Raw genomic sequence first — 23,278 nt, forward strand, 5'->3', positions numbered from 1 at the left:
CCGCCGAGGCGCGGTCGCCGACGAGACGGGAGGGGGCGGGGGGCCACCGGCGAACCCGAGGCCGGGCACGCGTCCGAGACCACCGGGCACGCGTCCGGGACTACCGAGGCACGCACGCCAACGAAGACGAGAACGGACGGGGCCGCACCCACCCCACCGGACGAACCCGCCACCGGGCAGGCGCCCGGGGCCACCGGCGGGGAGTCGCCGACGAGGCGGGAGGGGGCGGGGTCGGAGGGGCGGGGTCCTGGACGCTTACGTGTATTTGTGGCGCCAATCTCCGGCCCACCCCACGCTCAACTGTCGTCGGCGCCGTAAATATACGGTCCAGGACCCCGCCCCGGAGGCCCCGCACCCGCACCCACCCACACAACCCACCGCGCCCCCCACGGCAACCCCGCCCCAGCGGCACCGCCCCGCAGAGCTACCGCGCCCGCTCCGCCCCGTGCCGCGCCACCCGCACCCGCACCTCCGCCGGCAGCCGCTCCAGCCCCGCCGAGCCCCGCGCACGCTCCAGGACCTCCGCCCGCAGCCCGTCCAGCGTCAGCTTCGGCTCCACGCCCGGCTCCAGCACCAGCCCCATCCGGGCCTCCGGTGTGGTCCGCCGGCCGCGCAGCAGCACATGGGCCCGCTCCACGCCGTCCAGCGACTCCGCGTCCGCCAGCAGCGCCGCCTCCAGCGCCCGCCCCCGCAGCAGCGCGCCCTCGCCGTCGCCCGTCTCCACCAGCACCTCATGCAGCCGGCGTCGCCGCAGCTGTGCCAGGAACCAGCACAGCGCGAGCACGAACAGCACCGCCAGCGCCGCGATGACGGCCGGCCACCACCACCCGGCGTCCCGCCAGCGCGTCCGGTCCGCCCGGCTGAGCAGCACATCGTCCCGTCCGTCGAACGGCGGCCACCCGGCCAGGACCACCGCTCCCACCCCGGCCAGCACCAGACCCAGGACGCCCAGCAGCACCCGGTTGACGACGCTCAGCATGGCCCGCTCACCTCGTCTTCGACTTCGCGAACCGCCGGACATGGACGGACAGGGCGGGCCGCCGGGCCAGGCCCAGCTGCCGGATGCCCTCGTGGAGGGCGGCATCCAGATCCGCCCGCACCTCGTCGAGATCGCGGAAGTGGGCCAGCGCGCGGGCCCTGATCCGCCGACGGCCGACGTCGACGCGGGCCGACCGCACACCGGGCACCTCCATCGCCCGGTCCCGCAGCACCAGCCCCGCCGAGGCCCGGTCGATCCCCGCCCGAACGCCACCCGCGCCCCCGGCCCCGGCCGCACCCCCACCAGACGCCTCCGCACCCGCACCCGCACCCGCACCCGCACCCGCACCCGCACCCGGCGAACGCATAGGGAGCACCCCGCGCATCCCCGGCGTCATCGCGAGGACCACCATCCACACCCCCAGCGCGGCCAGCAGCGCCGCCCCGCCCATGACCCACACGTCGTCCAGCGGCCGCGAGGCGAGTTGCGCGGCGAGCCAATCCCGCCAGCGCATCGCGGACCAGCCCGAGCGCACGGCCGCCACGTCGTACAGCAACAGCCCGGCGACGGCGGCTGTGACCAGGGCGACGATCCCTGCCGGTACCCGCCGCACGGACCAGAAGCGCCTTACCCGAACGGGCGGATCCCCTTGCCCCGCGCCGGAGCCCGCCCCCGTCCGCTCCCCCGCGCCGTACGCCGACGCCGACGTGGACTGACGCATCTTCTGGTCCGCGTTCATCGCACCCTGTCCCTCCCCCGCCGCACCTTCTGCTCCGGGCGCTCCCACCGCGGCACATGCAGCCGTTCGACCGTCACGACGACCTCGGGCACCTCCATGCCCGTCAACTCGCCTACCCGTTCGATCACCCGGCGACGCACCGCACCGCAGTGCGCCCCGATGTCCGAGGGATAGCCGAGCTCGACAGCGACCCGGATCCGCGCGACACCCCCGCGCACCACCGCGACCGCGTTCGGCCGAGCGACGGCGGCGTCGGTAAGACCGTCAGCGAGACCGTCAGCAAGACCGACATCCGCAGCGCCGGCGGCACCGGCGCCACCCACGGCACCCACGGCACCCACGGCACCCACGGCACCCACGGCACCCACACGCAACGCCTCCCGCGCCGCCCGCGCAGCGATCTTCGCAACGACCCGATCCGCGATCCGCGTCGCACCCCGCTCACCCGGCTCGACCACAACGCGTCCTTACGGTCGTCACGGCCACCACTGCCGTCATGATCCCTGTCGTCATGGTGTTCACCGCCGCCGTTCGTCACGGCCACGGGAACGGAAGAAGTCGCCCGGTTCCAGATCACCGTCCAGGAACCGGCCGACGATGAACCCGACGGCGCCCAGCGCCGCCACCAGCAGAAAGGCCCCGAAACCACCGAAGTAACCGGCGAAAGCCAGCGCCATCCCCGCGATCATCCCGACCACGGCCATGCTCATCGTGTGCTCCCCTGCTGGAGCCAACCGGAACCGCCTCCGGACTACTGGAGCCGCGGCTCCGGCGCTTCCTCTTCTTCGTCCGGCAACTTCACATCGCTGACCGCGATATTGACCTCGACCACCTCGAGGCCGGTCATCCGCTCGACCGCCGCGATCACGTTCTCCCGCACAGCCCGTGCGACATCGATAATGGAGACCCCGTAGTCCACCACGATCTCCAGGTCGAGGGCCGTCTGTACCTCCCCCACCTCCGCCTTCACCCCTCGGGTGACCGACCGGCCGCCGGGCACCCGGTCCCGTACGACCCCGAAGGTGCGCGCGAGGCCGCCGCCCATCGCATGGACGCCGACCACATCCCGGGCCGCCATACCAGCGATCTTCTCGACGACGCCATCGGCGATGGTGGTACGCCCCCGCGAGGCGGGGTCACCACCGCTCCGCCGGGTCCGGTCGGGGGTCCCGGGGGCGGTGCCGCCTCCGGCGCCACTCCCGGCGCCCAGCGTCTTGGGTGTACCGGCGGCGGGCTCCGTGGCGGGGTTCTCGGGTCGGTTCCGTGGTGCGGTCTCGGACATCACCGATCGTTCCTTCCGAGGCGAAGAGCGGCCGAAGCGGTCAAAGTAACCAAAGCGACCGAAGTGCGGTGTTTTCCGCTCGCTCTACTTGCCAGCCTAAAGGCGCTTTCCCCGAACCGCTCCGGAGATGCGGCACTCGCGCGATCGATACGGCAGGCTGAGAGCAGGAGCACGTACGGCGCCAAGAGGTGACACGGTGGTCACGGACCGGCTCGCGCAGACCGTAAGGGAGCAGTTGCGGCTCGGCCGGCTGCTGCCCCTGGGTGGGCCGGAGGACGGCTCCTGGATCACCGAGCACGCGGCGAGCGAGGTGCTCGGGCGGGCCGCGCACGAGGTTACGGACGCACGTCTGGAAGCGCTCCGGATCGGCCCCGCCGACCCCGACACCGCCTCCACACCGGCCGTTCCGCCCCCGCCGAGCGCGCTGCCGCCGGGCCCCCTGCGTATCGCCACGGAGTGCGGGGCGACGCTGGAGGAAGCGCTTCCGGTGACGGCGGACCGGCTGCGCGAGGTGCTGCTCGACGAGGCGGCGGACCGGCTGGGCCTCCTGGTGGAGGCAGTGGACGTACGGGTGACGAAGGTGCTGGAGGAACCCCAGCCCCCACGACACCACCCGAAGGCACCGGAGGAACCCCAGCCCCCACGACACCACCCGAAGGCGCCGGAGGAACCCCAGCCCCCACCGCACCACCCACCACAACCGCAACCCACACCACGGCCGACCACCGAGCATCCCGAGCCCCCCGACCCCGCCACCCGCGCCGCCGCCTCCGTGCCCGGCGTCGCCCGCCTCACGCCCGTGCTGGGCTCGTCCCGCGCCGTACGGATCGAGGGCGCGCACATCCGGGTCGAGCTGGCCGTGGCGGCGGGCCACCGCGCCCTGGACGTGGCGAGGGCGGTGCGGACGGCGGTGGCCGAGGCGGTCCCGCCCCCGGAAGACCAGCCGACCACGGTGGCCGTCCTGGTCACCGCCGTGGACCCCTGACCACCCGCACGATCAACGCTCGGCGCGGTGCTTCCGCAGCTCCTCGACGGTGCGTTCCAACTCCGCCACCCGATCGGCCAGCTGCTCGCTCCGCGCCTCGAGCCGACGGTGCTTACGGTGCATCTCCAGGAAGACGTTGACCTTCGTCCGCAGCAGCCAGGGATCGAAGGGTTTGGTGAGGAAGTCGGCGGCGCCGATCGCATAGCCCCGGTAGGCGTAGTCGGAGTCGGCGTCGGTCCCGGTCAGCAGGATGATCGGCACGTCCTTGGTCTGGTCGAGCCGCTTGATGTTGGCGGCGGTCTCGAAGCCGTCCATGCCCGGCATCAGCACATCGAGCAGAACGACGGCGAAGTCCTGCCGCAGCATCGCCTTCAGTGCCTCCTCGCCGGAGCGGGCGCGGACGAGCTGCTGATCGAGCGGACCGAGGACGGCCTCCAGCGCGATCAGGTTCTCCTCCATGTCGTCGACGATGAGGATTCCGGCCTTTTCCGACACGGTCGCAGTCACCTCTCCCCCTGCCTCGGCCTCGGCGGAGCGGCCTCGGCGGACACGCTCCCGCCCTGGCCCACACCCTCGTCCTCGCCTCCGCCCTCACCCGCACGCCCAGCGTCGTCACCACCGTCGCCCCCGACACCATCCCCGCCGTCATCCCCGGACGTGGCACCCTCACTCCCCGCCCCGCCCGTCGAATCGAGCAGTTCGACGATCGCCGACATCAGCCGGTCGACATCCACGGGTTTGGGGACATAGCCGTTGGCGCCGCTGTCGATGGCCTTCTCGCGGTCGCCGGGCATGACCTTCGCGGTCAGGGCGATGATCGGCACATCGGCGAGACGGGGTGTGTTCCGGATGACCCGGATCGTCTCGTACCCGTCCATCTCGGGCATCATCACGTCCATCAGAACCAGCGAGACGTCGGGGTTGCGGTGCAGCACCTCCAGCCCCTCGCGCCCGTTCTCCGCGTACTTCACCGTCATACCGACCCGGCCCAGCACATGGGTGAGCGCGAAAACGTTCCGGATGTCGTCGTCGACGATCAGGATGCGGCGGCCGTTAAGCACCCGGCCGGAATGCCCGTGCTGCCACTCCTTGAGCTGCGTGGTCTCCGGCCCGCCGTCGCCGCGCCCCTCGGACTCACCCCCGAACCCGCCCTGGGTCCCGGACCCGCCCTCCGTCTCGCCGCCCGGGGCCGGGCCGCCGACCCGGGTGTCCGTCTCCCCGAAGATCCCGCTCGGGGCGTGGTCGGCGGTGTCCGCCAGCGGCTCGTCCGGTTGCGGGCGGACCACCGCCGGGACGGTGGAACCGGTGGCCTTGGGGTCCGAGGGGTCGGGCACCGGGGCGACACCCCGGTAGTGGGCCGGAACGTAGAGGGTGAAGCGGGAGCCGACGCCCAGCTCGCTCGCGGCCACGATCCGGCCGCCGAGCATCCCGGCGATCTCCCGGCTGATGGACAGGCCGAGGCCGGTGCCGCCGTACTTGCGGCTGGTGGTGCCGTCGGACTGCTGGAACGCCTCGAAGATCACCGGCAGCTTCTCCGGAGGGATGCCGATACCGGTATCGGTGACGGAGAAGGCGATGACGGCGTCCGCGCCGCGCAGCGTCTCCTCCTCGAACCGCGCCGCCGGGACGCGCTCGACACGCAGCGTCACCCCGCCCGAGGAGGTGAACTTCAGGGCGTTGGAGAGCAGGTTGCGCAGGATCTGCTGGAGCCGCTGCTCGTCGGAGAACATGTCACGCGGTACGTCCTCGCCGACGGCGATCTCGAACGACAGGCCCCGGTCGGCGGCGAGCGGCCGGAAGGTGGCGTTCACATAGTCCAGGATCTTGACCAGCGGCAGCTTCTTCGGGCGGACGTCCATCCGGCCCGCCTCGATCTTCGACAGATCCAGGATGTCGTTGATCAGCTGGAGCAGATCGGAACCGGAGCGGTGGATGGTCGCGGCGAACTGCACCTCCTGGCCGGACAGCCGCCCCTCGGGGTTGTCCGCGAGCAGCCGGGCCAGGATGAGCAGCGAGTTCAGCGGGGTGCGCAGCTCATGCGACATATTGGCCAGGAACTCGGACTTGTACTGGGAGGCGGTGGCCAGCAGCGCGGCCTTCTCCTCCAGCTCCGCGTTGGAGCGCTGTAGCTCGTCCGAGCGCTGGCGCAGCTCGGTGGTGAGCCGCTGGGATTCGGAGAGCAGCGACTCGGTGCGGGCGTTGGCGATGATGGTGTTGATCGAGACGCCGATGGTGTTGACGAACTGGTCGATGAAGGCCAGGTGGACCTCGCTGAACCGGCTGAACGAGGCCAGTTCGATCACTCCGAGCACCTGGTCCTCGTAGAGGATCGGCAGGATGACCACGCTGGCCGGGAGCGCGGAGCCCAGTCCGGAGCTGATGGTGATGTAGTCGGGCGGAACGTCGTTGATGAGGATCCGCTTCTTCTCCAGCGCCGCTTGGGCGACCAGCCCGCGTCCGGGGGGACCGGTCCCCGGCGCCGGGCCACCGCCCCGGGTCGCGGACTGATCGGCCCCGGCCGCGGAATGATCGGTCCCGTATCCGGCGATGAGCTCCAGCCCCTGTCCACCACCGGCCACGCCACCGTCCCCAGTACCGGCATCGGCACCGACCCCGGCACCGGCATCCGCACCGACATCCATACCCACCTCCGCACAGACGTCCGCACCGGCCTCCGTATCGCCAGCCCTGAGGAAGAACGCCCCGAACTGCGCGTTGACCAGCGGGGTCAGCTCACTCAGGATCAGATCGGCGACCTCGACCAGATCGCGGTGGCCCTGCATCAGCGAGGCGATACGGGCCAGGTTGGACTCCAGCCAGTCCTTCGCGCGGGTGGTTTCGCGGAGGTTGGCGACCATCAGGTTGACGTTGTTCTTCAGCTCGGCCACCTCGCCCTGCGCCTCGACCGAGATGGACCCGGACATATCGCCCTGGGCGACGGCGGACGCGACCTCGGCGATCGCGCGCACCTGGGTGGTCAGGTTGAGGGCGAGCTCGTTGACGCCGGTGGTCAGCCGCTTCCAGGTGCCGTAGACGCCCTCGACCCGGGCCTGGCCGCCGAGGCGGCCTTCGCTGCCGACCTCGCGGGCCACCCGGGTCACCTCGGAGGAGAACGAGGAGAGCGTGTCGACCATGGTGTTGATGGTGGTCTTCAGCTCCAGGATCTCGCCGCGCGCGTCCACGTCGATCTTCTTGCTCAGATCGCCCTCCGCCACGGCGGTGGCGACCTGGGCGATGTTGCGGACCTGCGAGGTCAGATTGAAGGCCATGAAGTTGACGTTGTCCGTGAGGTCCTTCCAGACGCCCGAGGCGCCCGGCACCCCGGCCCGGCCGCCCAGCTGGCCCTCGGTGCCCACCTCACGGGCCACCCGCGTCACCTCGTCGGCGAACGCCCGCAGCTGCTGGACCATGGAGTTCACGGTCTCCTTGAGCTCCAGGATCTCGCCCCGGGCATTGACCGTGATCTTCTTCGACAGATCGCCGTCGGCGACCGCCGTGGTCACCTGGGCGATGTTGCGGACCTGCGAGGTCAGATTCAGGGCCATGGAGTTGACGTTCTCCGTCAGGTCCTTCCAGACCCCGGAGACGCCACGGACCTGGGCCTGACCGCCGAGGTTGCCCTCGGTGCCCACCTCACGGGCCACCCGCGTCACCTCGTCGGCGAAGGACGACAGCCGGTCCACCATGGTGTTGATCGTCGACTTCAGCTCCAGGATCTCGCCCTTCGCCTCCACCGTGATCGTCTTGCTCAGATCGCCCTCCGCCACGGCGGTGGCGACCTGGGCGATGTTGCGGACCTGCGAGGTCAGGTTGTCCGCCATGAAGTTGACGTTCTCCGTAAGGTCCCGCCAGACCCCGGAGACGCCACGGACCTGGGCCCGGCCGCCGAGCCGGCCCTCGGTGCCCACCTCACGCGCCACCCGCGTCACCTCGTCGGCGAAGGCGGAGAGCTGGTCGACCATGGTGTTGATCCTCGACTTGAGCTGCAGGATCTCGCCCTTCGCGTCCACGGTGATCTTCTGCGAGAGATCCCCGTCGGCGACCGCCGTGGTCACCTGGGCGATGTTGCGGACCTGCGAGGTCAGGTTGGACGCCATGAAGTTGACGCTGTCCGTAAGGTCCTTCCAGACCCCGGAGACGCCACGGACCTGGGCCCGGCCGCCCAGTTCGCCCTCGGTGCCCACCTCACGCGCCACCCGCGTCACCTCGTCGGCGAACGCCCGCAACTGGTCGACCATGGTGTTCACGGTCAGCTTCAGCTCCAGCAGCTCACCGGTGGCCTCGACGGTCACCTGGCGGGTGAGGTCACCGCGGGCGACCGCCGTGGTCACCTCGGCGATGTCGCGGACCTGTGCGGTCAGCCGGGAGGCCATGGTGTTGACGGCCTCCGTCACCATGCGCCAGTCGCCGGAGAGCCCCCGCACCTTGGCCCGGCCGCCCAGCCGCCCCTCGATGCCGACCTCGCGGGCGATACGGGTCAGCTCCCCGGTGAACAGCGACAGCTGGTCCACCGTGCGGTTCACCCCGCGCCCCAGCCGCCGCAGATCGCCACGGAGCTGACGGTTGCCGTCGTGCAGGTCCACCCGCTGGGTCAGATCCCCCGACGCGATGGCGTCCAGCACCCGGGTGGCGTTGCACACCGGCCCGACCAGGGCGTCCACCAGCTGATTGGCCGCGTCCACACTGGTCGTCCAGGCCCCCTGGCCGGGGCTCGCGGTGATCCGCTCGTCCAGCCTGCCCTGGCGCACCACCTCACGGCGCACCCGCTGAAGCTCCCCGGCCAGATGCGCGTTGCGCCCCACGAGCTGGTTGAAGACCCCGGCCATCTCGCCGACGAGGCCCTCGGCCGAGCTGTCCGCACGGACGGTGAAGTCGCCGTCGCACAAGGCGTTCATCGCCGCGAGCAGGGGACGCAACTCGGCCGCCGACGCGGACTCCTCACCGCGCGCCAGGCCGGACGGCCGGACGGATTCCCGATGTTCCACGGTCCGCGCTGAAGACGTGTCGGTGGGGATCGGGTCGAGTGCCATGGCGTCGCCCCTAAAAGATCATTAACATCCCCCTGTTTGTCATAATATGGCACCTAGATGGCCTAAACCGCTCGTATTGTCCTGGAGCCGCACGTGGGGGCCTTGTTTCCTCTCTCGCGTGAGTCCGTCTCGCGGACGACGCTGCCCGGAAGTGTGGGCGCTCCCGGCGCGGCACGTGCCTTCGTCCGTACGGCGCTTACGGAGCAGAGCACGACGGAGACGTACACACCGATCGCCGTCGACGAACGGTCGGTCGATGACGCGGTGCTTCTGGTGAGCGAGCTGGTCACCAATGCCGTACTGCACGCCGGCACCCGGGTCGAGGTCATCTGCCGGGTCCAGCCCGGCGGCGCCGACGACGAGGCCGGCGCCGCGGGGCCCGGCGAGACGCCCGGCCCGGACGACGTGCCGAAGCGGCCGGGCATCGTCGTGGAGGTGGTGGACCTCCACCCCGCCAGCACCGTGTACGGGGGACCGGAGACCCAGCGCCGGGGCCGCGGCCGGGGGCTCCAACTGATCGGGGCGCTCGCCGAGTCCTGGGGCGTGACCTACCACCGCACCCGTAAGGCGGTCTGGTTCCGGCTGGACGCCGAGCGGGCCGGGCCCGCGTACGACACCGTCCCCACCAGCGCGCTCGGCCGTGAGCTGCGGTTCGCCGAGACCCTCGCCCCCATCCCGCCGCGTGAGCAGCGCGATCCCACCACCGAGTGGGTGGACCGCGGCGGGCCGTCCTTCCTCGCCGAGGCCAGTGAACTGCTCACCGGCCAGCTCGACGAGAACATGGTCGCCGCGCTCGCCGGACAGCTCCTGGTCCCCCGGCTGGCCGACTGGTGCGCGGTCTGGCTGGTCACCGAGGGCGGCCGGCTCCAGCTCGCCCGCGTCTGGCACGGCGATGAGCGCCGGATCGACGCGCTCCGCGTCGCGCTGGAGCGGTATCCGCCGCCGACCGGGCTCGGCTCGGCGGGCGGTACGCCCTGGCCCTGGCCCGGGGTCGCGGACAGCCACGGGACGGGCGGATCGGCGGTGTGCTTCCCCCTGATCGCGCACGGCCGCAGCCATGGCGCACTCCTGCTCGGCCGGGCCGGCGTGCCGCGGCTGAGCGAGGGCGTGGTGCGGCTCTCGGAGGACGTGGCGCGGCGGGTGGCCCAGGCGGTCGCCACCGCCCGGCAGTACACCCGGCAGGCGACGATCAGTCGGGCGCTGCAACGCCGGCAGCTGCCCATGTCGCTCGCCCATATCCCGGGCGTGGACACGGCGATCGTCTACGAGCCGCACGGCGAGGGCCAGACCGTCGGCGGCGACTTCTACGATCTGTTCCCGATGAGCAGCCGCCGCTGGTGCTTCCTGCTGGGCGACGTCCAGGGCAGCGACCCGGAGGCGATGTCGGTCACGGGGCTGGCCCGCCACCTGGTCCGGCTGCTGGCCCGCGAGGGCCACGGCGTCGAGTCGGTGCTCAGCCGGCTGAACCAGGCGCTGGTGGAGGAGGAGACGGAGGCGGCGGAGATCGGCGGCGAACAGGCCCGCCCGCGCTTTTTGAGCCTGCTCTACGGGGAGCTGGAGCCCGATCCGGAAGGCGGCGGCGCCCGCTGCACGCTGGCGAGCGCCGGTCATCCGCTGCCGCTGCGGCTGACCACCGACGGTGCGGTGGCGCCTGCCGCCACCCCCCAGATGCTGCTCGGCATCGACGAGGATCCCGGCTTCCACGCCGACACCGTGAACCTGGCGCCCGGCGAGACGCTGCTGTGCGTCACCGACGGGGTGACCGAGCGGCGCAACGGCACCCGTCAGCTGGATGACGACGACGGCCTTTCCGAGATCCTGCGGGGCTGTGTCGGGCTGGGCGCCAAGGCCGTCGCGGAGCGGGTGCGGCGCGCCACGCATGACTTCGCCGCCGAGCCGGTCGACGACGATCTCGCGGTGCTGGTGCTGGAGGCGGTGCCGCCGGTGAGCCACCGCGGCTGCCGTGACGGGGCGGGGCTGGGCCGGGACCGGGACGGGACCGTGTGACAGGGCCGCCCGTGGTGTCCGCCGATGACTTCACCGGACTCCTCCGGACTTCGCCGGTGACGGAGGCCGTTGAGCGGCACGTCATCGTTGAGTGGCACGTCCTTCGTCACCGCCACGCACCGGCACTCACCGTCCGGGGCACTCACCGTCCGGCCGGCGCCGTCGGTCCGCCGACCCGTGCCGTCAGTCCGCCAATCCGACCAGGTCGCGCAGTCGGCGGGCCTGGGCGGCGCGCTCGGCGGCGCGCTGCTCCTCGTAGGTGCGGTCCACGGCACCCCGCAGCAGCGCCTTGGTCTCGATCACGGCGTCGCGCGGCGCGGCGAGGAGGGCCGCCGCCAGGTCCTGGACCGCGCCGTCGAGTTCGGCGGCGGGCACCACGAGGTTGGCGAGCCCGGTCCGCTCGGCCTCCTCGGCATGGACGAAGCGCCCGGTGGCGCAGATCTCCAGCGCCCGCGCATACCCCACGAGGCCGACCAGCGGATGGGTGCCGGTGAGGTCCGGCACCAGTCCGAGGCTGGTCTCGCGCATGGCGAACTGTGCGTCGTCCGCACAGATCCGCAGGTCACAGGCGAGTGCGAGCTGGAATCCGGCCCCGATGGCATGGCCCTGGACGGCGGCGACCGACACGATGTCGTTCCGCCGCCACCAGGTGAACGCCTGCTGGTACTCGGCGATCGTGGCGTCCAGTTCGCTGTCGGAGCCGCGCGCCAGGTCGCGGAACGACGGCTCGCCGTCGAATCCCTCGGGCGTGAACGCCTGCCGGTCCAGACCCGCCGAGAAGGACTTGCCCTCGGCGCGCAGCACCACCACGCGCACGGTGCCCGGCACCAGCTTTCCCGCCTCGGCCAGCGCCCGCCACACAGCGGGCGACTGGGCGTTGCGCTTCGCCGGGTTGGTCAGGGTCACCGTGGCGACCGTGTCATCGACGGTGAGCCGAACGCCGTCCTTGTCGAGCAGGGTCACAGGGGCCTCCGGTCGAGTGCGGTCAGTACAAGTGACTGCACAGTAACCACCCGGCCGAACCGACGGTCAGCCGGGTGGCACCCCTGTCCATACCTGCTGGTCGTGCTGGTCCTGGCGGAGCCGGCGGGCGCGATCAGGCCGAGGCGGCCTTCTTGCCCCGTGTGGCACCGCCGCGTCCCCGTAGGGAAACTCCGGATTCGCTGAGCATCCGGTGAACGAATCCATAGGAACGGCCGGTCTCCTCGGCCAGCGCCCGGATGCTCGCACCGGAGTCGTACTTCTTCTTCAGGTCTGCCGCGAGCTTTTCGCGCGCGGCGCCGGTCACCCGGCTGCCCTTCTTCAGAGTCTCGGCCACCCGTGCCTCCTCATGGGAAGTGCGCTCTGGACTCTCATGATCACCCCTATAGGGCTTCCTGGCCACCCATTCGGCAAGGTCTGTGGATGAAGGATTGCTTGAAATCGCGGCACGAGGACCTTCGGAAGCAAGGATTCCGGTGCTGTTCGACCTGACACTCTTTCGTGTTCACCGGCGAAGAGGCAGGTCAGGGCATACGTGAGCAAGGTCGGAGAGATCCAGACCGGCGCACGGCACGCCGCGTGCGCCGGTGGCCCGCGACGCGCCGCGATACCAGCCGTTCTCACTCAGATGATGGATCACGCCTAGGCCGAATGATCTATCGGAAGGGTACGGGGCCGGAGGAACCGGGCTCTTGCCACGGCGTCCGGCGAAACCGGGCCCTTGGGACGGCCTCAGGCGAGCGCCACGAGGTCCGCGTACTCCTCGCCCCACAGGTCCTCGACCCCGTCCGGAAGCAGGATGATCCGCTCCGGCTGTAGCGCGTCGACGGCGCCCTCGTCGTGGGTCACCAGGACCACCGCACCGGCGAAGGTGCGCAGCGCGCCGAGGATCTCCTCACGGCTGGCCGGGTCGAGGTTGTTGGTGGGCTCGTCCAGGAGCAGCACATTGGCCGAGGAGACCACGAGGGTGGCCAGCGCGAGCCGGGTCTTCTCACCACCGGAGAGCACCCCGGCCGGCTTGTCCACGTCGTCGCCGGAGAACAGGAACGACCCGAGCGTCTTACGGATGTCGACGAGGTCCAGGTCCGGGGCGGCGGAGCGCATGTTCTCCAGGACGGTGCGGTCCGGGTCCAGCGTCTCGTGCTCCTGCGCGTAATAGCCCAGCTTCAGCCCGTGGCCAGGGGTCACCGCACCGGTGTCCGGCTTCTCGACCCCGGCCAGCAGCCGCAGCAGGGTCGTCTTACCGGCGCCGTTCAGCCCGAGGATGACGACCCGGGAGCCCTTGTCGACGGCCAGGTTCACATCGGTGAAGATCTCCAGGGAGCCGTACGACTTCGACAGCCCCTCCGCGGTCAGCGGGGTCTTGCCGCACGGGGCCGGGTCGGGGAAGCGGAGCTTGGCGACCTTGTCGGACTGACGGACCTCCTCCAGACCGGCCAGCAGCTTCTCGGCGCGGCGGGCCATGTTCTGGGCGGCCACGGTCTTGGTCGCCTTGGCGCGCATCTTGTCGGCCTGGGCGTTGAGCGCCGCGGCCTTCTTCTCGGCGTTGGCGCGCTCGCGTTTGCGCCGCTTCTCGTCGGCCTCGCGCTGGGCCTGGTAGAGCTTCCAGCCCATGTTGTAGATGTCGATCACCGAGCGGTTGGCGTCGAGGTAGAAGACCTTGTTGACGACCGTCTCGACGAGGTCGACGTCGTGGGAGATGACGATGAAACCGCCGCTGTAGGTCTTGAGGTAGTCCCGCAGCCAGCTGATCGAGTCGGCGTCGAGGTGGTTGGTGGGCTCGTCCAGCAGCAGGATGTCGGAGTCCGAGAAGAGGATCCGGGCCAGCTCGACCCGGCGCCGCTGACCGCCGGAGAGCGTATGGAGCGGCTGGCCGAGCACCCGGTCCGGCAGCCCGAGACTGGCCGCGATGGTCGCGGCCTCCGCCTCGGCGGCGTATCCGCCCTTGGTGAGGAACTCGGTCTCCAGGCGCTCGTACTTCTTCATCGCGCGCTCGCGGGTGGCGCCCTTGCCGTTGGCCATCCGGTCCTCGTTCTCGCGCATCTTACGGAGCACGGAGTCGAGGTCGCGGGCCGAGAGGATGCGGTCGCGGGCGAGGACGTCGAGGTCGCCGGTGCGCGGGTCCTGCGGGAGGTAGCCGACCTGACCGGAGCGGGTGATCGTGCCGGAGGCCGGGATGCCCTCACCGGCCAGACACTTGGTGAGCGTGGTCTTGCCCGCGCCGTTGCGGCCGACGAGGCCGACGCGGTCGCCCTTGGCGATGCGGAAGGAGGCGGACTCGATGAGGACGCGGGCGCCGGCACGCAGCTCGACGCCGGAGGCGGTGATCACGGAAATTACTCCTGGGCAGAACGGACGGCGGACGGGACGCGTCAAAAGGGGGCCGCGCGCAGCGCGCCGTACAGGGGTGGAGGCGAGCGACGGGCGGGCGGGCCGACGCCGTCTAATGCACGAGGAGAATTGCCATGCGGACAGTTTAGCGGGGCGGGCAAGTCGATTTTTCCGCGGTTCCCCCCGCTGCCCGCTCCCCGCGGGCCACTCCCCTCTCCCCCGGCGGCCGCTCCCCTCAGGCGCCGCCCGTGTGCACCTGGAAAGCCGCCCGGCGCACCGCCTTGGCCAGGGCCGGATCGGGGTGGGCGGCGGCCAGCGCCACCAGGACCTGCACGGTGCGGGGGTGGCCCACGGCACGTACCTCCTCCAGCAGCGCGGGCACGGTGCCCTGGACGGCGGACTCCAGGTGGCGGACGAGCAGCGGGCTCTCCCCGTGGTCGGAGATGGCCGCGGCGGTGTCCACCCACAGCCAGGTGGCCTCCTCGCGGGTGAGCGCGTCCAGCGCATCGTCCGGGTCGGCCCCCTCGTGCTCGGCGAGCCACAGAAGCGCGTACGGCCGCAGGCACGATTCGTCGACGACGGCCCGTACGGCGGGCTCGGCGGGCGCCCCGACGACGCGCAGCGCCTCGAAGGCGAGCCCGCGCAGCAGTGCGTCGTCGCCGCGCGCCGCGTCGATGAGCTCGGTGACGGCGCTGCCGACCGGGCGGGCGGCCAGCCAGGCCCGGTACTCGGCGCGGGCGGGGCCCGGGGTCAGGCCCGCGCAGCCGCGCAGCATGTCGGCGGCGGGCTGCTCGATGTTCCCGGCCGGGCTCTGGGCGGCGACGCAGATCTGCTCGAGCTTGACCCACACCGCCCAGTTGCCGAGCGCGGTGAGCACGGCCTCGCGGCGGTCGCCCTCGGCGCCGTCCGCCGCGCTCCCCGCGCCCTCAGGGCCGTCTTCGGGTCCCTCCCGCACGGTGAGCGCCCCGACGGACGAGAGGGCGTCCAGGGCCCAGTCGAGCAGCCCCTCCAGGGTGGCGGCGTCCTCGGCGTCATGGGCGCCCTCGGCGCCGTTGGCGGGCTCCCGGGCCTCGGCGGCCTCCTGGGGAACCTCGCACCGCTCGGTGCGCAGCTCGGCGACCCGCTGCCGGAGCATGTCCAGCAGGGTGGCGATCGGCACGGGGCCCGCCGAGAGCTGGAGCAGGGACAGCAGCTGCGGTACGGCCTCGACGACCTCCGCGACCGCCGTCGGCTCGGCCGTGGCCGGGGCGGGGCAGGCCAGGGACCACGCGTCGAGGAGCGCGACCCAGCCGCGCAGCACCGCGCTGTCGTCGCGGTCCCACGCCTGGAGCCGCCAGCCGGGGCGGGTGGTGCCCGCGTGGTGCTCGATGAGGCCGATGAGGCGGGCGCGGTCCCAGTCGCTCCGCACCTCCTGCGGGCTCAGTCCGAGCGCCGCCGCGGCGCGGGCGGCGGCCTCGTCGGACAGCGCGCCGGGCGCGCCGTGCTCGGCCGCGGCCCAATGGGCGATCGCCACGGCCCCGGTGAGCCCCGCCCTGGCTCTCCGGGCCAGCTCCGCCGGGGGCGGAGTGCCCTCGGGCGGGCGGGGCGCCGGTCTTGAGCCGCGGTTCACCGCGGGCCGGCGGGCGGTGGCCATCGGCCGGTTGCGGACGAGTCGGAGCCGGGAGTCGCGCGGAGTACGGGACGTCACGGGAGCAGTCTCGCCGTTGACGGCCCGAAAGCCCAATCGGCACCCGTCCGGCGGTCGCCGCGAACGGCGCGCGTCACCTTACGGACGCTTCCGTCTCCGCCGCGCGAACGCCTCCCGCGCCGCCTCGCACGCCCTTCCGCGGTCGCCTTACGGATCGCACGGATCGCTTCCCAGGCGCTAGAGGAACGGCGTCAAAAAGCGCCGCAGGACCTCTTCGTACCCCTGGGGGTCAGCGTTCCACATGGCCGCGTGCGGGGCCTGCCGCACCGTGTGAAGGGTGACCAGATCGCGTCGGCGGTCGGCGAGTTCACGCGAGACGTGCCAGGGCGCGAGGGTGTCGTCGGGGCCGTGGGCGATCAGCGTGGGCACGGACAGCCGCTCGGGGTCGGCCACCTCCGGAAGCCTGCTGTCGTGGAGTCCGGTGCGCCCCTCGGCGGCCCGCAGGGCGAGCGGAAGCAGGGGGGCGGGGATGCGGCGGGCCGTGGCGAGGGCGCGCAGGGTGGCCTGCCAGTCGAGCACCGGGGAGTCCAGGACGATGCCGCGGACGTGGTGCCGCAGCACGGAGTTCGCGGCCGTGTGGAGCGCCATGGATGCGCCGATGGACCAGCCGTGCAGCACGATCCCGGTCGCCCCGTAGCCCACCGCGTAGCGGATGGCCGCCTCCAGGTCGCGCCACTCGGTGTCGCCGAGGTGGGATATGCCGCCCTCGGGGCGGGGGGCGCCGGGGTCCCCGCGGTAGGCGAGGTCGAGCACCGGCACCCGCAGCTGCCGCAGGAAGGGCATGACGACCATAGGGTGCTCACGGGTGGTGCCGAGGCCATGGGTGGTGATCACCCACGTGGAGCGTTCGCCGGGGACGAACCAGGCGGGCAGCGGACCGAGTTCGCCGGACACCTCGACGTCGGCGTGGTCGATGCCGAGCGCGTCCCGCGGATTGCCGATGTGCACCTGGGGGGTCAGCCGCACCCGGGTGCCGGGGGTCAGATCGCCGTGGGCGACCCGCTCCAGGCGGCGTACGACGCAGTCGGCGCCGCGCGGGGCGTCCTCGATGACGGGGCCGACGACGGCGTGGCAGGAGCGGCCGGTGAGGCCGTAGGTGCCGGGGCGCAGCGTGGCGAGGGAGCGGGTCAGGGTGATCTGGCCGGCCGCGGTCGCGTGCACGGTCAGCGGCGGCTCGTTGGGCAGCGGGCGGCCGGGGCCCGGTTTCAGCGCAGCGTCGGTGGCGTACCGTCCGGCCGCCACCGCGGCCGCGCCGACACTCAGCAGGGTGGTGGCGGCCGCAACCGCCGTTGTGCGCAGACGCATCCCTCCCAGTGTGGGCGGGGAGGCGGCCTCTGGCCAGCGGGCGTGCCTCGCCGGGTGACCGGCGGGCCGGGACCGGACGTGCCCGGCCGGGTGACCGTACGGGGTCGGGTGACCGATACGGGCAGGACCGGGCGGGACCGGCCGGATGTCCGTACGACCCGGGCCGGGCGCGCCGCGGGCTCAGCGCGGCTGGCCGTAGCCGCTCAGCTTCTCCGCGGCCCGCCGCATCTCGTCCGGCGGGATCAGGGAGGGGGTGCGGCCGGGGACGGAGGCCGCGGCCAGCCAGACCTGGCACATCCATTCGAGCTGGGCGGTGCGGTCGTACGCCTGGTCCAGGGTGGCGCCGTGGACGACGGTGCCGTGGTTGCGCAGCAGACAGCCGCTGCGGTCGCGCAGCGCCTCGATCATGGCGGCGGCCAGTTCGTCCGTTCCGTAGAGCGCGTAGGCGGCGACCCGGACCGGGCCGCCGAGGGCGGCGGTCATGTAGTGGATCGCGGGGAGCTCGTCGACGAGCGTGGAGACGGCCGTGGCGTGGACGGCGTGGGTGTGGACCACGGCCTGGGCGTCGGTCTCGCGGTAGACGGCGAGGTGCATGGGCAGCTCGCTGGTGGGCCGGAGCGTCCCGAGGACCTGCTGTCCGTCGAGATCGACGGCGACGGCGTCCCGGGGGCCGAGCCGGTCGTACGGGACGCCGCTGGGGGTCACCAGGACGGTGTCGCCGACCCGGGCCGAGACATTGCCCGAGGTACCGACGACCAGGCCGTCCGCGGTGGTCCTGCGGGCCGTGCGCACCACCTGCGCCCATGCCTGCCGCAGGGGGTGGGTCAACCGCGGCTGCGGCCGCCGTGGGGATTGCGACTGTGTCACCTGTCCTCACCTCCGTTGGCCCGATCCTCCCAGGCGCCCGGAGGCCGGGCGGCGGCGGGGCCGGAACGGGCTCGCCGGGCGCCTACGGTCGCGCCTCGTGGACAGCCGGCCCGGGTGGGCGGCGGAGGGTGAACGGCGGGTGGCCGCGCGGTCGGGCCACGGGCCGCCTCAGGAGTGCTCGATCGTCACCCAACTCCCTTGCGACACAGGAGAGTAGGCTCGAATTCACTGCGTATTAGCACGCCCGCAACCACGTCATCCCCACGCCTGACTCAGTTCATCTTCCGTTCACCATGCTTCCCTACGTTCACCGAGGCACTACCGACCTTCGAACTGATTGACCGGGTGTATGGAACACATCACGCTTCTCATCGGGATCGTGATCGTCACGGCCTTGGTGTTCGACTTCACGAACGGCTTCCACGACACGGCCAACGCCATGGCCACCACCATCTCCACGGGAGCACTCGGTCCCAGGGTGGCAGTGGCGATGTCGGCCGTCCTCAACCTCGTCGGCGCGTTCCTGTCCGTGGAGGTGGCCAAGACCATCTCCGGCGGGATCATCGATGAGGATTCCGGTATCCGACCCGAAGTGATCTTCGCTGGACTGGTCGGCGCGATCCTGTGGAATCTGGTGACCTGGCTCGCCGGACTCCCCTCCAGCTCCTCGCACGCCCTGTTCGGCGGCCTCATCGGCGCCACCGTGGTCTCCGCCGGCCTGGACGGGGTCAACGGCGACGCGATCGTCATGAAGGTCCTGATCCCCGCCGTCGCCGCGCCGGTCGTGGCCGGCATCGCCACGGTGGCCGCCACCCGGCTCACCTACCGGCTCGGCCGCGACCGCGCCCCGGAGGACACCGCGAAGGGCTACCGCGCCGGGCAGATCGCCTCGGCCGCCCTGGTCTCCCTGGCCCACGGCACCAACGACGCCCAGAAGACGATGGGCGTGATCACCCTGGCGCTGGTCACCGGAGGCGTGGTGGCGCCCGACTCCGACCCGCCGCTGTGGGTCATCGTCTCGGCGGGCCTGGCCATCGCGCTCGGCACCTACCTGGGCGGCTGGCGCATCATCCGCACCATGGGTAAGGGCATCACCGACATCCAGCCGCCGCAGGGCTTCGCCGCCCAGACCGGCGCCGCGACCGTCATCCTCGCCTCCTCCCACCTCGGCTTCGCGCTGTCCACCACCCAGGTCTGCTCCGGCGCCGTCATGGGCGCGGGTGTCGGCCGTAAGGGCGCCGTGGTGCGCTGGTCGACCGCGGGCCGCATGGTGATCGCCTGGGTGCTGACCCTGCCGGCCGCCGGTCTGGTGGCGGGTGGCGCCGCGCTGCTGGCCGACCAGGGGAACGCGGGGATCACGGCGGTCGCCGTGCTCGCCGTCCTGGCCTGCGGGGCGATCTGGGCGCTCTCGCGCCGCAAGCCCGTGGACCACACCAACGTCAACGAGGTCGGCAGCCAGGAGCCGGTCGGCGCCGTCACGGCCGCCCTGCGGTCCGTGGCCCCGCCGCCCGCGGGTCCGGTGGCGCCTGCCGGCCCGGCGGATTCCGCTTCCGTTTCGGCAAGCTCCGAGGTCCCCGAGGTCTCCGGGAAGACCGGGGGAACCGCCTCCGGGACCGGCGCCCCGGAGACCACGTCCGAGAACATCCCCACGCCCGCCGCCGCGGCGAGCAGCACCACCCCGTAAGGAGCCGGCAAACATGGACATCGACTGGGCGGCACTCGGCCAGGTCTTCGGCGTCAGCCTCGTGGTGACGGTCGGCATGGTGGGCGTCTTCACCCTGGGTATCGTCGGGACGTCCCGCAAGACGCGGCCGGAGCAGGGCGACACGGCCGCCGTGCCGGGTGGTGCGGCCGACGCCTCCGCGCTCGCGCGCACCGGCGCGTACGCCTGTTTCGCGGTGTGCGCCGCGGTCGTGGCGTACGGCATCTATCTGATCGTCGGCTGAGGACCCCACCCGCGTCCTCATCGACCCACCGGCCGCCGGACGGTGGCGCTGACCAGCGCCGTCCCTCCGGCGGCCGTTCCGTGTGCGGCGGTCGCTGTGGGCCTCGGCACACTCGGGCGTCCTGGGTCATATGCGAGTTGACGGCCATTCGCGGCCCATGGTGGACTTCCCGAGCCAAACGGCGGCAGGAGAGGAAGCCGGTGAGAATCCGGCGCGGTCCCGCCACTGTCACCGGGGAGCGCCCTCCCATCGCCTGCATGGGGTCACGGCTCATCCGTACGGTTCGTTCCGTGCACGGGCTGGAAGACCGGGAGGGCCGCGGATCCGGGAGCCAGGAGACTCTCACCGCCGGTCACGTCGAACCAGGGCGAGGACCCTGAGTGAGGACAAACCGCCATGCCCGGCACCGCCACGCCGCCAGCCCCCTCGGTCCACTCCGGCTGCCCTGTCTTGCCCACCCGTCTTGTCCTTACCAGCCGCACCGGCTGCTCGGTCGGCTCGGTCGGCGTGTCCCCGCGCCGGGGCATGACGGCGGCCTGACGGATGGCTGCCGACCACGCCTCCTTCGCGTGCGGCGCGGCCCTCGGCTTCCTCGCTGATCTTGCCGTGGGCGATCCGCGCCGCGGCCACCCGGTGGCCGCTTTCGGGCGCGCCGCCGCGGCCGCCGAGCGCCGGCTGTGGCGTGACCACCGCGGTTACGGGGCCCTGCACACCGCGTTGTGCGCGGGCGGCGCGGCCGCCGGTGCCGCGCTGCTGACCCGCGCCGTACGGGCCCTGGGCGGCCGCCGCGGCGCGCAGGCGGCGCTGACCGCTGCCGCCACCTGGGCCGTGCTGGGCGGTACGACGCTGGGCCGTGAGGCACGGGCCGTCGGCGGGGCGCTGGCCGCGGGCGACCTCGAGGGCGCCCGGGAGCGGCTGCCGCATCTGTGCGGCCGCGATCCGCAGGCGCTGGACGGGCCGCAGATCGCCCGCGCGGTCGTCGAATCGGTCGCCGAGAACACGTCCGACGCCGTCGTGGGCGCGCTGGTGTGGGGGGCCGTGGGCGGGGTGCCGGGGCTCATCGGCTTCCGCGCCGTCAACACCCTGGACGCCATGGTGGGTCACAAGTCGCCGCGCTACCGGCGGTTCGGCTGGGCGGCGGCCCGTGTGGACGATGTGGCCGGCTGGCCCGGTGCGCGGCTTACGGCGGCCATGACGACCCTCGCGGGCCCCGATCCGCGCGGCGCGTGGCGCGCCTGGCGGCGCGACGGCCGGCGCCATCCGAGCCCCAACGCGGGACCGGTGGAGGCATCCTTCGCGGGGGCGCTCGGCGTACGGCTGGGCGGCACCCTCGCCTACGGCGGCCGGGTCGAGCACCGGCCGGTGCTCAACTCCGGCGGGCGGCCGGTGGCGGCGGCCGACATCGAGCGGGCGATACGGCTGTCGCGGCGCGTCGGCCTCCTGGCGCTCGGTGTGTCCGTGGCGGCCCGGCCGGCCGTCCGGGCGTTGACGGGGCGGCCGCGGGCCGCTGGAAGGGGCGGTGGATGAGCGGGATACGCGGTAAGGGCGGCACGGGCGCTCCCGGGGCACGGGGCGGGGGGCTGCTGGTCGCGGGTACGACCTCCGACGCGGGCAAGAGTGTCGTGACGGCCGGGATCTGCCGGTGGCTCGCCCGTAAGGGCGTCAGCGTGGCGCCCTTCAAGGCGCAGAACATGTCGCTGAACTCCTTCGTGACCCGGGAGGGGGCGGAGATCGGGCGGGCGCAGGCCATGCAGGCGGCCGCCGCGCGCGTCGAGCCGAGCGCGCTGATGAACCCGGTCCTGCTGAAGCCGGGCGGCGACCGCAGCAGCCAAGTGGTGCTGCTGGGCAAGCCGGTGGGCGAGATGAGCGCCCGCGGGTACTTCGGGAAGTCCGGGGCGCCGTCGTCCGGGGAGAGTCCGTACGCGGGGGGCAGGGAGGCGCTGCTGGGGACCGTCACCGAGTGCCTGGAGGAGCTGCGGCGCACCCATGACGCGGTGATCTGCGAGGGCGCGGGCAGTCCGGCCGAGATCAATCTGCGCCGCACCGACATCGTCAACCTGGGGCTGGCGCGGGCCGCGGGGCTTCCGGTCGTGGTGGTCGGGGACATCGACCGCGGTGGCGTCTTCGCGTCCTTCTTCGGCACGACCGCGCTGCTGTCGGCGGCGGACCAGCGGCATGTGGCCGCCTATCTGGTGAACAAGTTCCGCGGCGATGTGAGCCTCCTGGAGCCCGGTCTGGAGATGCTGCGCGACCTCACCGGCCGCCCGACCGTCGGGGTGCTCCCGTTCGCCCACGGGCTGGGGATCGACGAGGAGGACGGGCTGCGGGTGTCGCTGCGCGGCGCGGTGCGGGAGAGCGTCGTGGCGCCCCCTTACGGTGCGGACGTGCTGCGCGTCGCGGTGGCCGCCGTGCCGCTGATGTCCAACTTCACGGACGTGGACGCGCTGGCCGCCGAACCGGGTGTGATCGTGCGGTTCGTGGACCGGCCCGAGGAGCTGGCCGACGCCGATCTGGTGGTGCTGCCGGGCACCCGGGGCACGGTGCGGGCGCTGGAGTGGCTGCGGGAGCGCGGGCTCGCCGAGGCGATCGCCCGGCGGGCCGCAGAGGGCCGTCCGGTACTGGGCATCTGCGGCGGTTTCCAGGCGCTCGGGGAACGCATCGAGGACGAGGTCGAGTCGAAGGCCGGGACGGTCGCCGGGCTCGGGCTGCTGCCGGTAAGGGTGCGGTTCGCGGCCGAGAAGACCCTGGCCCGGCCGGTGGGCGAGGCGCTCGGTGAGCGGGTGGCGGGCTACGAGATCCACCACGGGGTCGCCGAGCTGCTCGACGGGGCCGACGAGCCCTTCCTGGACGGCTGCCGGGTGGGCTCGGTGTGGGGCACGCACTGGCACGGCTCGCTGGAGAGCGACGGCTTCCGGCGGGCGTTCCTGCGGCGGGTGGCCGACGCGGCGGGCCGGGCGTTCGTCCCGGCGCCGGACACCCGCTTCGGCGAGCTGCGGGAGGAGCAGCTCGACCGTCTCGGGGACCTGATCGAGGAGCACGCCGACACCGACGCGCTGCTGCGGCTCATCGAGGAGGGTGTGCCGGACGGGCTGCCCTTCGTCCCTCCGGGAGCGCCGGGGGGAACGGCGTGACGACCCGA

Annotated in this window: 19 protein-coding genes and 1 riboswitch; of the genes, 6 read left to right on the forward strand and 13 right to left on the reverse strand. The window is 72.7% G+C overall.

The window, feature by feature from the left end:
• Nucleotides 1-424: 424 nt before the first annotated feature.
• The 5 genes from amaP to PS467_RS11060 are packed head-to-tail and all read right to left on the reverse strand — an operon-like array spanning nt 425 to nt 3,000.
• The gene (gene amaP, locus PS467_RS11040; RefSeq protein ID WP_311035120.1) at nt 425-979 is read right to left on the reverse strand and encodes an alkaline shock response membrane anchor protein AmaP; all 555 of its coding nucleotides are present in this window, start codon (nt 977-979) and stop codon (nt 425-427) included.
• Nucleotides 980-986: 7 nt separating this feature from the next.
• Nucleotides 987-1,718, reverse strand: a complete 732-nt coding sequence (locus tag PS467_RS11045) for a DUF6286 domain-containing protein (RefSeq protein ID WP_311035121.1) — start codon at nt 1,716-1,718, stop codon at nt 987-989.
• Nucleotides 1,715-2,176, reverse strand: coding sequence for a hypothetical protein (locus PS467_RS11050; protein ID WP_311035122.1), 462 nt, complete (start codon nt 2,174-2,176; stop codon nt 1,715-1,717). The genes PS467_RS11045 and PS467_RS11050 overlap by 4 nt, the downstream gene beginning before the upstream one ends.
• A gap of 60 nt (nt 2,177-2,236) precedes the next feature.
• Complete coding sequence (locus PS467_RS11055; RefSeq protein ID WP_030841226.1) at nt 2,237-2,428, reverse strand: hypothetical protein; 192 nt, start codon at nt 2,426-2,428, stop codon at nt 2,237-2,239.
• Nucleotides 2,429-2,469: 41 nt separating this feature from the next.
• The gene (locus PS467_RS11060; RefSeq protein WP_311035123.1) at nt 2,470-3,000 is read right to left on the reverse strand and encodes an Asp23/Gls24 family envelope stress response protein; all 531 of its coding nucleotides are present in this window, start codon (nt 2,998-3,000) and stop codon (nt 2,470-2,472) included.
• Nucleotides 3,001-3,196: 196 nt separating this feature from the next.
• On the opposite strand from PS467_RS11060, the gene PS467_RS11065 reads away from it, so the two are divergent.
• Nucleotides 3,197-3,985 (forward strand): Asp23/Gls24 family envelope stress response protein, encoded by a 789-nt coding sequence (locus PS467_RS11065; protein ID WP_311035124.1) that lies wholly within the window; start codon nt 3,197-3,199, stop codon nt 3,983-3,985.
• Nucleotides 3,986-3,997: 12 nt separating this feature from the next.
• Here PS467_RS11065 and PS467_RS11070 read toward each other — a convergent pair whose 3' ends face one another.
• Nucleotides 3,998-4,444: a response regulator gene (locus PS467_RS11070; RefSeq protein ID WP_432280732.1), complete on the reverse strand. Its 447-nt coding sequence runs from the start codon at nt 4,442-4,444 to the stop codon at nt 3,998-4,000.
• A 44-nt stretch (nt 4,445-4,488) separates the two neighbouring features.
• Nucleotides 4,489-9,015, reverse strand: a complete 4,527-nt coding sequence (locus PS467_RS11075; protein ID WP_432280567.1) for a HAMP domain-containing protein — start codon at nt 9,013-9,015, stop codon at nt 4,489-4,491.
• 93 nt (nt 9,016-9,108) lie between these two features.
• Between PS467_RS11075 and PS467_RS11080 the strand changes: the two genes are divergently transcribed.
• The gene (locus PS467_RS11080; protein WP_311035126.1) at nt 9,109-11,022 is read left to right on the forward strand and encodes a SpoIIE family protein phosphatase; all 1,914 of its coding nucleotides are present in this window, start codon (nt 9,109-9,111) and stop codon (nt 11,020-11,022) included.
• A gap of 183 nt (nt 11,023-11,205) precedes the next feature.
• On the opposite strand, the gene PS467_RS11085 is transcribed toward PS467_RS11080, so the two are convergent.
• The 6 genes from PS467_RS11085 to PS467_RS11110 form a co-directional block, all read right to left on the reverse strand.
• Nucleotides 11,206-11,985 (reverse strand): enoyl-CoA hydratase/isomerase family protein, encoded by a 780-nt coding sequence (locus PS467_RS11085; protein WP_311035127.1) that lies wholly within the window; start codon nt 11,983-11,985, stop codon nt 11,206-11,208.
• 133 nt (nt 11,986-12,118) lie between these two features.
• Nucleotides 12,119-12,340 (reverse strand): helix-turn-helix domain-containing protein, encoded by a 222-nt coding sequence (locus PS467_RS11090; RefSeq protein ID WP_009718933.1) that lies wholly within the window; start codon nt 12,338-12,340, stop codon nt 12,119-12,121.
• A gap of 395 nt (nt 12,341-12,735) precedes the next feature.
• Nucleotides 12,736-14,334 (reverse strand): ABC-F family ATP-binding cassette domain-containing protein, encoded by a 1,599-nt coding sequence (locus PS467_RS11095; RefSeq protein WP_268971275.1) that lies wholly within the window; start codon nt 14,332-14,334, stop codon nt 12,736-12,738.
• A gap of 235 nt (nt 14,335-14,569) precedes the next feature.
• A complete protein-coding gene (locus PS467_RS11100; RefSeq protein ID WP_432280568.1) occupies nt 14,570-16,021 on the reverse strand; it encodes a hypothetical protein in 1,452 nt (483 codons plus the stop codon).
• A 177-nt stretch (nt 16,022-16,198) separates the two neighbouring features.
• A complete protein-coding gene (locus tag PS467_RS11105) occupies nt 16,199-17,326 on the reverse strand; it encodes an alpha/beta hydrolase (protein ID WP_311035128.1) in 1,128 nt (375 codons plus the stop codon).
• A gap of 180 nt (nt 17,327-17,506) precedes the next feature.
• Complete coding sequence (locus PS467_RS11110) at nt 17,507-18,193, reverse strand: class II aldolase/adducin family protein (RefSeq protein ID WP_311035129.1); 687 nt, start codon at nt 18,191-18,193, stop codon at nt 17,507-17,509.
• Between the two features lie 349 nt (nt 18,194-18,542).
• On the opposite strand from PS467_RS11110, the gene PS467_RS11115 reads away from it, so the two are divergent.
• From PS467_RS11115 to PS467_RS11130, 4 genes are all read left to right on the forward strand, one after another.
• Complete coding sequence (locus tag PS467_RS11115; protein WP_311035130.1) at nt 18,543-19,877, forward strand: inorganic phosphate transporter; 1,335 nt, start codon at nt 18,543-18,545, stop codon at nt 19,875-19,877.
• A 13-nt stretch (nt 19,878-19,890) separates the two neighbouring features.
• Entirely contained in the window at nt 19,891-20,139 is a 249-nt protein-coding gene (locus PS467_RS11120) for a hypothetical protein (RefSeq protein ID WP_268971279.1), read from the forward strand.
• A gap of 190 nt (nt 20,140-20,329) precedes the next feature.
• Nucleotides 20,330-20,481, forward strand: a riboswitch (cobalamin riboswitch).
• Between the two features lie 201 nt (nt 20,482-20,682).
• The gene (locus PS467_RS11125) at nt 20,683-21,666 is read left to right on the forward strand and encodes a cobalamin biosynthesis protein (protein ID WP_311035131.1); all 984 of its coding nucleotides are present in this window, start codon (nt 20,683-20,685) and stop codon (nt 21,664-21,666) included.
• Nucleotides 21,663-23,270, forward strand: coding sequence for a cobyric acid synthase (locus PS467_RS11130; protein WP_311035132.1), 1,608 nt, complete (start codon nt 21,663-21,665; stop codon nt 23,268-23,270). The genes PS467_RS11125 and PS467_RS11130 overlap by 4 nt, the downstream gene beginning before the upstream one ends.
• Nucleotides 23,271-23,278 lie beyond the last annotated feature (8 nt).

Source organism: Streptomyces luomodiensis, assembly GCF_031679605.1.
GTDB classification, from domain to species: Bacteria; Actinomycetota; Actinomycetes; order Streptomycetales; family Streptomycetaceae; genus Streptomyces; species Streptomyces luomodiensis.